This window comes from Oribacterium sp. (assembly GCF_057249185.1).
The window spans coordinates 1-10364 of record NZ_DBHIGR010000068.1; the positions used below are offsets into that span (position 1 = coordinate 1).

8 protein-coding genes are annotated in these 10364 nt (G+C 45.3%); 6 read left to right on the top strand and 2 right to left on the bottom strand.

The window, feature by feature from the left end:
* Nucleotides 1-301: 301 nt before the first annotated feature.
* Together ACO4PX_RS05370 and ACO4PX_RS05375 are read right to left on the bottom strand one after the other, a co-directional pair.
* On the bottom strand, nucleotides 302-1075 hold the full coding sequence (locus ACO4PX_RS05370; protein ID WP_314329613.1) for a type III pantothenate kinase: 774 nt from the start codon (nucleotides 1073-1075) through the stop codon (nucleotides 302-304).
* A 9-nt stretch (nucleotides 1076-1084) separates the two neighbouring features.
* The gene (locus tag ACO4PX_RS05375) at nucleotides 1085-1690 is read right to left on the bottom strand and encodes an ECF transporter S component (protein WP_485571862.1); all 606 of its coding nucleotides are present in this window, start codon (nucleotides 1688-1690) and stop codon (nucleotides 1085-1087) included.
* 376 nt (nucleotides 1691-2066) lie between these two features.
* On the opposite strand from ACO4PX_RS05375, the gene ACO4PX_RS05380 reads away from it, so the two are divergent.
* From ACO4PX_RS05380 to ACO4PX_RS05405, 6 genes are all read left to right on the top strand, one after another.
* A complete protein-coding gene (locus ACO4PX_RS05380) occupies nucleotides 2067-2384 on the top strand; it encodes a hypothetical protein (RefSeq protein ID WP_304069453.1) in 318 nt (105 codons plus the stop codon).
* Entirely contained in the window at nucleotides 2384-4009 is a 1626-nt protein-coding gene (locus tag ACO4PX_RS05385) for a response regulator (RefSeq protein WP_304069451.1), read from the top strand. The genes ACO4PX_RS05380 and ACO4PX_RS05385 overlap by 1 nt, the downstream gene beginning before the upstream one ends.
* 32 nt (nucleotides 4010-4041) lie before the next feature.
* A complete protein-coding gene (locus ACO4PX_RS05390; protein ID WP_304069449.1) occupies nucleotides 4042-5988 on the top strand; it encodes a histidine kinase in 1947 nt (648 codons plus the stop codon).
* On the top strand, nucleotides 5985-6956 hold the full coding sequence (locus ACO4PX_RS05395; RefSeq protein ID WP_304069447.1) for a substrate-binding domain-containing protein: 972 nt from the start codon (nucleotides 5985-5987) through the stop codon (nucleotides 6954-6956). The genes ACO4PX_RS05390 and ACO4PX_RS05395 overlap by 4 nt, the downstream gene beginning before the upstream one ends.
* A 131-nt stretch (nucleotides 6957-7087) precedes the next feature.
* Nucleotides 7088-8617 (top strand): galactose ABC transporter substrate-binding protein, encoded by a 1530-nt coding sequence (locus ACO4PX_RS05400; RefSeq protein WP_455023400.1) that lies wholly within the window; start codon nucleotides 7088-7090, stop codon nucleotides 8615-8617.
* Nucleotides 8618-10318 (top strand): BCCT family transporter, encoded by a 1701-nt coding sequence (locus ACO4PX_RS05405; RefSeq protein ID WP_485571864.1) that lies wholly within the window; start codon nucleotides 8618-8620, stop codon nucleotides 10316-10318.
* Nucleotides 10319-10364: the final 46 nt, after the last annotated feature.

Below are 10364 nucleotides of genomic sequence, written 5' to 3' on the forward strand. Positions count from 1 at the left end.
TGGGTCTATAATAGGGGCAATCTGAGCCCGTCAGTACTTACTGAAAGCGAGCAAGCGAAGCTTGAAGTTAGTACTGTTACGAAGGCGAAGTTAGCGGGAGCGTGCCCCAATTATAGACCCATACTGCATTAGAGCGCATCTTTATAATAAAATAGTCCTTCAATACACAGGATTAAGCTAGCGAGAGCGTGCCCCGCTTCAGACCTATCCTTCTTCAGGCGTATACCCTCAAATCCGATTCAGCCCTATCCTGCTTCAGGCGTAAACCCCAATTCCGATTCAGCCCTATCCCGTTTCAGCCCTATTTCCCCTGCTCCAGCTGCCAAATCTTCCACAGCCCCTTCAGCAGCAGGTTATCATCTACAATCATCTTATGCTTACAATAAGGGCAAATCAGGTGGGCTAGGCCTCCTGTGGCAATCACACTACCCTCTTCCTGCAATTCTTCCTGAAAATGCTCCACGATACCGTCTAAGGAGCCGGCGGTGCCGTAAATGATACCTGCACGCATAGCATCCACCGTGTCAGTGGAAATCAAGGTCTTGGCAGGTGCCACGTCAATACTGGGGAGCAAAGAGGTTTCCTTGGCCAGGGCATTCATGGAGATGCCCACTCCGGGAAGAATTACGCCTCCCATAAAGACACCCTCTTTATTCACTACCGTAATAGTGGTGGCGGTGCCCATATCAATAATAATGGCGGGGAGAGGATAGTTGTTTTTAGCCCCCACGGCGGAGATAATCAAATCCGGAGCCACACCGCTGGGATCCGCCATGGCAAAGCTCATATTCATGGGACTATTGCTGTTGACCACCACACATTTTCCCTTGCAGAGAAGCTCCATAGCCTTCTGATAAGAGGTGGTCAGCTCCGGTACAACGGAGGAAAGGATGGAGCCCTCCAAGCCCTGCAAATCAATCTCTAAAAGCTGACAGATTTGGGCAATATCTGCGGCATATTCATAGCTGGTTTTTCTACGGCTACTCTCCATACGGAAAATTTTCTGAATTTCTCCCTCTTCCGTAATTGTTCCGAAAACAGTATGGGTATTTCCGCAATCAATGGCTAAAATCATTTTCTCTCCTTATACGGCAAGCTCTTGCTTTACAAAACGAAGGTTTCGCAAAATACGGGCTAAAACGGGAACCAGCACTAGATTCACCAAGAATTCCGTGGTGAAATTAATTCCCAGAATACTGAAAAGAAGGAAGTCTACTACTTTATCCTGTCCATTGGCCCAAAGCACCAGGGTATCTTGGAAGAAGAGAAGAAGTCCCAAGATGAAAATGCCGGTATTCACCACAGGAGCGATTCCTGCGGCTAAAAATAGCGACAGAGTAGCATTCTTTTTGGCAAGGCTTCTGGCCACCATTCCGGACAGATAGCCGGCCGCGGTACTTTTAATCATACAAAGAGCCAGGGTGATAACGGGCTTTTGGGAGAAGAGCATAAAGCCTCCCGCGTCATTTCCGGAAATCACGGAAATGCAAACCAAAAAGCCGAAGAGTCCCCCCAGAAAGGCGGCACTTAGCGGTCCGTAAAGCACAGCTCCCAAAATAATGGGAACCAAAGTTAAGGTTATGTTAAAGGGGCCCAGTTTCAGACTTCCCAGCAATAGCTGTAGGGCCAAAACCAAAGCGGCAAGAATAGCCGTTCCAACAAGGTTTCGCACAAAATTTTGATTTTTCATGAAAGCTCCTTTCCATTAATAAAAACCGGGGAAATTATGGCATGAATAGCGAAAAATTTCAAGAAAATTAAAAGTCTCCGGAGCAATGTATTGCAATACAAGCATAGATTTTGTAAAATAAGAAAGAACTTTGTTAAATAAGTTAATTATTTAATGCTTTTGATAAAAAACTATTTTTTAAGTTTTTACAGAATATTTCTAATATTTCCAAGCTTGCCTCGCGAAAGATTTTCTTACAATGCGTCCTCCGCACTGGTGAAAAACAGGAGGATAGGCTATATTGGGGATAAGAGAAGAAGATATAGTGCCCAATTCTACGCTTTTTTTCTGCCGGAGTTGGATAAGAAATAGCAATTAAAGGAGAAGAAAAGCAGGAATGTTGGAAAGAATAGGACAGGAAATGGGCTTGCCCCTCTTATTTACTGCGATTTTATTGTATTACGCCGTTAAACTGTTGGTTTTTAAAGATGTGGAGAGTATTCGTCCCAAGGGACGTCCTCCCGTACGGGATCGGGAAGCCTATAGTAAAGAGGCGGGAGTTTTGATTTTGATTTTCGCAGGTATTTCTCTGTTGTCTTCCATATTGATGATTGTTCATCCTCTTTTAGGTATCGGACTGATTGTTTTGGGCACCCTGGTGATGGCTGTACGATTTAGAACCTTAGAAGAGAAATATATTGGAGACAAACACTGATGAAAAAATATTCCGTGTTATTAGTAGATGATGAAGAGGATGTAGTAGAGGCCATAGTCCAAAAGATTGACTGGGATCGCCTCGGCTATTCTCTGGCCGGTTATGCCAAAAACGGTTTGGAAGCTCTGGAAATAGCGGAAGAAAAGCAAATCGATGTGGTACTGACCGATATCAAGATGCCCTATATGGACGGATTAACTCTTTCCCATCGTCTGAAGGAGTTGTATCCCTCTATTAAGATTATCATTTTTTCCGGCTTTGACGAGTTCGAGTATGCCAAGGAAGCCATCCGTTTAGAGGCTGAGGAATATATGTTAAAGCCGGTGGACGCGGGAGAACTGTCCAGAGTATTCCAGAAGGTGCATGATGCCTTGGATCAGGAATTTGATGAAAAGCAAAGCATTCATCGGTTAAAAAATTACTATTTGGAAAGCCTTCCGATTTTGCAGGAAAGCTTATATACCTCTTTAATCGAGGGAACCCTGCCCCAGCAGGATTTGGAAAGCACACTGTTGGATTATCAGATTTCCCTTCCCGGAAAATATTTTGCGGTGGTTATCCTGCATAACAGCCTAAGCCTGTCTCCGGAGGGAATTAATCCTCTGTTGATTACCATGTCCATTCGGAAGCTTGCGGAGGAACGACTGCAAAAGCACTGGCGTCCTTGCTTCTTTACCTATTTGGGAAATACGCTTTTCATTGCCCAGATGGATAAGGAATCGGATAGCTTAAAGCTTACGGATGATTGTGAAATCCTCTGCCGAATGGCCAGACATATTTGTAAAGCAACAGTGACTGCCGGAATCGGAAAACCCGTAGACAATTTGATGGATCTGCCTCTTTCCTATCTTGGCGCCAGAGATGCGGTGGCATACCGAGTGCTTTACGGTAGAGGAAAGGCTATTGCCATCAGCGAAATCGGCTTAGAAGGAAAAGAAGAGCATAAGGTCAATAAAGAAATTATTGATGAGGAACGGCTTTTGGATATTTATCGAAGCATCCGTATGTCCTCCGAAGAAGAGCTGAACAAATGCATTGACCTCTATATCGAGAACAGTCGTTTGGATTCGCCTTCCTTGCAGGAATACCATTTCTTCTTAATGGACTTGGTGACCAATATGCATAAGTTCCTTTTGGCCAATCAGGTGGATACCGGATTGATTTTTCCGAAGGAAGAGGATGTGTACCAGAAGGTACAACAGTTTAGTCTGGCAGAGCTTTCTCAGTGGATGAAGGAGATTTGCAAGAAAATGCAGATTATCATTCAGGAGATGCGAAGCGATAAGACCAAGTCCTTTGTCAAGAAGGCTGTGGAGCATGTTCATAGCCATTATATGGATAAGGACTTGACGGTGGAGGCTCTTTCTCAGGAGCTTCATGTATCGGCAGCTTATTTTTCCACAGTCTTTAAACGGGAAACCGGAAAAAGCTTTATCAACTACCTTACGGATTATCGTATGGAAAAGGCTCTCCGCCTTTTGATGGAAGAGGAGGAGAAGACCTATATTATTGCCGAGGCGGTAGGGTACTCGGATCCGAATTACTTCAGCTATGCCTTTAAGAAGAAGTTCGGGATGTCTCCGTCAAAATATAAATCCAACAGTAAGGGGAAAGAAGGACTGTAGAATCCTTCTAAGTATAGGGGAGGTGGATTTCCTTGGAGAAAAAACGTCTCAAAAAAAATCTATTGTCTGATGTTTTTTTGCAAAAGGGAGTCTCCGTCCCCTTTTCTATTACTTCACCCCTTCGTTCCTTTCATAATATGCTCTTAATGAGCTTTATGATTTTCTCCATCTTTCTGATTCTTTTTCTGTCTATCGTACTTTATACGCAGTTTTCTATACGTTTCCGTATTAATCAGGAGAATCAATCCGAGCAGCTTTTAAAGCAGGGAAGTATTCAATTGGAGGAATACCTTCTTAGCATGCGCAGAATTTCCGATGCCCTTTATTACAATGTGGTTAAGGGCACGGATGTGGATTATACCAAGCTGAATCAGGAAATGAATCTTCTGTATGAAGCCCATAGGGACAGTCTGGTTTCCGTTGCCCTTTTTTCCGCCCAGGGAAAATACATTGCGGCGGTACCCATTTCCGCAGAGAAGAAAAATCGAAAGGTAACGGAACAGGATTGGTATCGGGAAGCGGTACAGCAGGTGGAAAATCTGCATTTTTCTCTGCCCCATGTGCAGAATCTTTTTGACGACCCTTCCTACCGTACCCGCTGGGTCATTTCTTTGAGTCGAGTGGTGGAACTTAACTTTGACGGCAGAAGCGACAGCGGTGTGCTTTTGGTAGACATGGATTACAACATGATTGAGCGAATGATGGAAAAGCTGAATCAGGTGAACGGAAAACGGTATTTTTATCTTTGCGATAAGAGGGGAAAACTGATTTATCATCCCAAGATTCGAGAAATCTACCGAGGCCACGCCAAGGAGGATACGGAGTTGGCCGTTGCTCAGGAGGACGGTATTCATCGTCTGAAAAGTGACGGGAAGGAAAAAACCATTGTAGTGGACACCATCGGTTATACCGGTTGGAAGCTGGTTTCCGTTTTGGAAGAAGGAAGCAATGTTTTTGCTACCGGAGGAATGCTGTATTACGTTTTCATTGTCATTTCCGTAACCCTTCTGATTGCCCTTGTCATGAACCAAGTTATTTCTCTGAGGCTTTCCTACCCCATCCGTAAGTTAAATGAAGATTTAGGCAATATGGGAGTGAAGCGCCCCACCATGGAGGAAATTTCCTCCTATGGAAGTACGGAGATTGTCCATCTGGGAGAAAGCCTCCTGCAATCCCTGCAAAGAATCGATGAACTGACGGAAGAGAGAATCCGGCAGCAGGAGGAAAAAAGACAGAGTGAGATGGATGCTTTGCAATCCCAGATCAACCCCCATTTCCTCTACAATACCTTGGAATCCGTGGTGTGGATGATTGAAAGCGGAAAACGGGAAGATGCGGTGTTTATGGTGACTCAACTGGCCAGCTTTTTCCGAATTTCCCTCTCCGCCGGAAAGAACATTATCCCACTCTCCCAGGAGATTCAGCACGCGAAAAACTACATGAATATTCAAAAAATCCGTTTTAAGAATAAGTTTACGGTGGATTTTGATGTGGAGGAAGAGGTGCTGTCCTGCCTTACCGTAAAACTGATTTTACAGCCTATTCTGGAAAATGCCATCTACCACGGCATGGAGGGGATGGATGAGGACGGAGAAATCCTGGTTAGCGGAAGAATTCTGGAAGAAGAGGACGGTAGACGTTCCGTATTGCTTTCCGTGAAGGACAACGGCTTCGGGATGACGGAGGATAAGGCCAGAGCCCTGCTGGAAAAGACGGAAAGCGACTATTCCAGCTTCTCCAGTCAGAAAAAACGAGGCTCCGGTGTAGGCGTGATTAATGTACATCGCCGCATCCAGCTTCGTTTCGGATCTGTTTATGGTCTGAGAGTGATTAGTGCCCCGGATGAGGGAACGGATGTGCAGGTGCTTTTACCGGCTATTCCCTTCACGGAAGAAAACCAAAAGAGTCTGGAGCACGGAAACATGCATCATAGTACGGAGCATTTTCATAGCGGCGCACAAGAGGGGGAGAAGGCATGAAAGAAAACAGCATATTTACCACCGGCCTTTTTGTGGTAGCCCTGCTTCTCCTGTTTTTGTCCATGGGAAGGCTCTTAGGAGATAATGATCCGGAGCGTTTTAAGATTTCCGTGGTGGTGGATCATAGCAATTCCGATGTATGGTCCGGCTTTAAAATGGGACTCACCGCCGCAGGACGAGCCTACAACATGGAATACAACTTTGTTTCCACCGATCGCCTGGTTTCCATTCAGCAGGAAAATATCAGTATGCAAAGGGAGATTCAAAGCGGAGCGGACGGCATTATCGCGGAGCTAAGAGCTACGGAGGGAACAGGAAGCCTTTTAAATGCATTGGGAAAAAATGCGGAGATTATGCTGGTGGATTCCGAGAAGGAAACGACAGAACCGGGCTTAAACATTTCTTCTATCAATGTGGAGGAGGAAGCACTGGGGAAGGCTCTGGCGGAACAGGTTTTACATTCCACCCTGCACAAGGAGAAAAAACGCATCGGTATTCTGGCGGGAAACCAGAATAAGGGCAATATGCAAAGAAGACTGAAGAGCCTCATCTCGGTATTGGAGGCCGGGGGACAGGAAATCGCCTGGGTGCTTCCGGATACGGGAAAAATCCAGGAGGATATGGTAAAGGCCAATCATAAGAGAAGTGTGGATTTGATTGTGGCTTTGGAAAATGACAGTCTGGAAATGGCATCCCGCTATTTAAAGGAAACCGGCAGACGATATGTGGAGCTTTACGGCGTGGGAAATTCCCGGGAGGTGGTTTATGCCTTGGACGCGGGGGTCATCCGTTGTCTGGCGGTCATTGACCAATACACCATGGCCTATTATGCCATGGAGGATCTGTGGTATAAGCTTTCTAAAAAGCGAAATATAACAGAGGATAGGATAGTGAATTTTTATATGGTTACCGGTGAAAATATGTATAGTGAGGAAATAGAACGAATCCTCTTCCCCACCGGGGACTAAAAGAAATATCCAAGGAAATATCTGAAGAAATGTCTGAAGAAATGTTTGAAGAAATAGCTAAAGCGGCAAGGCATAAAAATGGAGAAGGAGTGCCCCTGAAGGAAAACTTTCTGTAGGGGTAGAAGAAAAGCATGAAATTGGCGGACAAAGCGACTTATAGCAGGAAAGAAAAAGAACAGTTGACAATTTTGGGAAGCTTTCAAGGGAACAGCTTAAGGAAAGGCATGGCGGTCTGCCTTTCCCTGTCTTTATGCTTGCTTCCCCTTCTTTCCGCCTGTCAAAGGAAGGAAGCAAGAAAGGAAAAGAAAAAGCTTCAAATCGGCGTTACGATTTATGACAACTACGATACCTTTCTGTCCGGATATATGACGGCCTTTGAGAAGGAAATCAGTAAAAAAAGGGCGGAAGGAGTAGAAATAGGCCTGTTTCGCTACAATGCTGCAGGGAGTCAGGCTCTGCAAAACGAACAGGTGGAGGAAATGCTGGAGAAGGACTGTGACGTTCTCTGTGTGAATCTGGTGGATAGAACCGCTCCTTCGGAAATTATCGATATGGCGAAAAAGAAGAATGTCCCCATCATTTTCTTCAATAGAGAATTGGTGGATGAAGATTTGGCCCAATGGAATCAGTTGTATTACATCGGGGCGGATGCCAAACAATCCGGCATTTTGCAGGGAGAAATGGCGGCGGAGGATATTCTTTCCGAGGAACCGGAAAAACCCACACCGGAGGTGCCTCTTGCCTCACCGGAAGATGCGGAGGAAGTGGAAAGAAGAATGGCGGCAAGCCGAAAGCAGATGACCGGAGCCGCAGTACTGGGAGAAAGCAGAGAGCCTGTAACAGAGGAAAGCGGAGAAGCGGTATTAGGGGAGAGTAGAGAGTCCCTACCGGAAGAAAAACAAGAAGCGGTTTCGGAGGAGTCTTCTGAAAAGAGCCAAGATAAGGCCGGAAATGCCGAGGAAATTCAAGACTTTGTTCTGCAAAAAAGTCGGGAGGATTTGGATATCCTGGAACGAGAGGCTTCTTCGGAAGACACGCAGACAAGCACAGAGGAAGGCACGCAGACAAGCACAGAGGAAGGCACGGAGAAGAAAGCGCTGATTCTGTCTCCCCGAGTGGATAAAAACGGTGACGGGGTGATTCAATATTTGATGTTTGAGGGAGAAGCCGGTCATCAGGATGCCATTGTCCGGACAGAGTATTCTGTCAATACCTTGATGCAGCAGGGCATTCCCATGGAAAAGCTGTCCTACGCCATTGCCAACTGGAGCCGAGCAGAAGCCCAGAGTAAGATGATGCAATTTTATCCGGAGTTTCAAGATCAGATTGAATTGATTCTTTCCAACAATGACGATATGGCCTTAGGAGTTTTGGATGCCTATGACAAAATCGGCTTGCCTAAGGATAAAAGACCCTTTATTTACGGAATAGACGGCACTGTCGTGGGATTAGAGGCGGTAAAAAAGGGAAATTTGATGGGAACGGTGTATAATGATGAACAAGGTCAGGCCAAGGCCTTGTTTCAGCTGGCCTATCGCCTCGGTACCGGAAAAAAAGGTCCGGAAGACGAAGGAGAAAATAAAAAGATTATTCGTTTGCCCTATCAAAAAGTACGAAGAGAAGACAGCCAGCGCTTGTTAGAGGAGAAGGAGAAGAAGTAAATGGAAGAAGCAATCAAGGAGGAAGCAATCATGGAAGAAGTCTACAAAGGTACAAAGGAAGAATTTATAGAGGAAGCTGATAAAGAAACCTGGGAAGAAAGCAAAAATAAAATCAGTAAAGAGGCTTCGGGAGAGCAGCCCGGAAAAGAAAATACGAAGAATTCTATAGACTACGGGATTAGCGGAATTCCCCTATGTATTCTGCTTCTTCTGTGCTTTGCATTTTTTCTGTTTCCGGAACATTCCAATCAGATATTATCCTCCATTCGAGGCTTTTTGGGGCGGGAGTTTTCCGTTTACTATCTGGGAATCGGCCTTTTTATTTTCTTACTCTCCTTTTATATCGCCTTTTCGCCCTTAGGCAATATTGTTCTGGGAGAGCCCGACGAAAAGCCGAAATACTCCTTTTTTACCTGGGGAAGTATGATGTTTACCGCAGGACTTGCAGCGGATATTCTCTTTTATTCCTTCGGAGAATGGATTCTTTATGCCAATGATCCCTATGTCCAATCCCTGGGAAAGCTATCGGATTGGAGCAGTATTTACACCCTTTTCCATTGGGGACCCATACCCTGGGGATTTTATCTGGTGCTGGCTGCTGCCTTCGGATTTATGCTTCATGTACGGAAAAGAAGCAGGCAAAAATATTCGGAAGCCTGCAGAGCCATTTTAGGAAAGCACACCGACGGTCTGGCGGGAAGAGGGATTGATTTACTGGCGGTTTTTGCTCTCCTTGCAGGAACAGCCACCACCTTTTCGGTAGCTACTCCCCTGATGTCGGAAATCATTAAAAAGCTCCTCCCCAACGGGCTGTCCACCAGAGAGCTTACCTTAATCATATTGATTGCCACCTGTGTGGTTTATACCTTTGCGGTATTGAAGGGGATGGACGGCGTTTCCTTTTTGGCAAAGCTTTGTACCTGGCTGTTTTATGCCCTGCTTTTATACATTTTCTTCGGAAGCGGTGTAGGCTCCTTTATTGTAAAAAATGGAATGAATGCTCTGGGAAAGATGGTAGAGCACTTTTTCTCCATGGCTACCTATACGGATCCTTTAGGGGAAAATCATTTTCCGGAAAACTGGACGATTTTCTACTGGGCCTATTGGATGGTGTGGTGCGTGGCTGCCCCCTTCTTTATCGGAAGCATCAGCCGGGGAAGAACCATACGACAAACCATTATGGGAGGATACATTTTCGGTATCGGCAGTACCTATGTAAGCTTCATTGTTTTAGGGAATTTCACCCTGTCCCTGGAGGTTTTCCATAAATTACCGGTGCTACAGCTCTATCAGGAGAACGGTTCCCTCTACCTTACGGTGGTGAAAATGTTGGAAACTCTGCCTCTTCCGGGACTGGTATTCATCCTGCTTCTTCTGACCATGATTGCCTTTTACGCCACATCCTTTGACTCCATCGCATTGGTGGCGGCGCAGTATAGCTATAAGAGCCTTCCGGAGGGACAGGAGCCTTCACGAAAGGTACAGGGATTCTGGGCGATTTTATTGATTTTACTGCCTTTGGCACTAGTCTTTTCCGAAAGTTCTATGGTAAACTTGCAGTCTGTCTCCATCATTGCGGCATTTCCCATCGGACTGGTGATTTTACTGATCAGTCTAAGCTTTTTAAAGGATGCGAAGGCTTATCTTTTGGAATTGGAAGAGCAGGGCAAGGGGGAGAAGAGGGAAATAGATAAAGACTAACTATTAATAGTCAAGCATAAGATTAAGATTTTTAGAATAAAATACG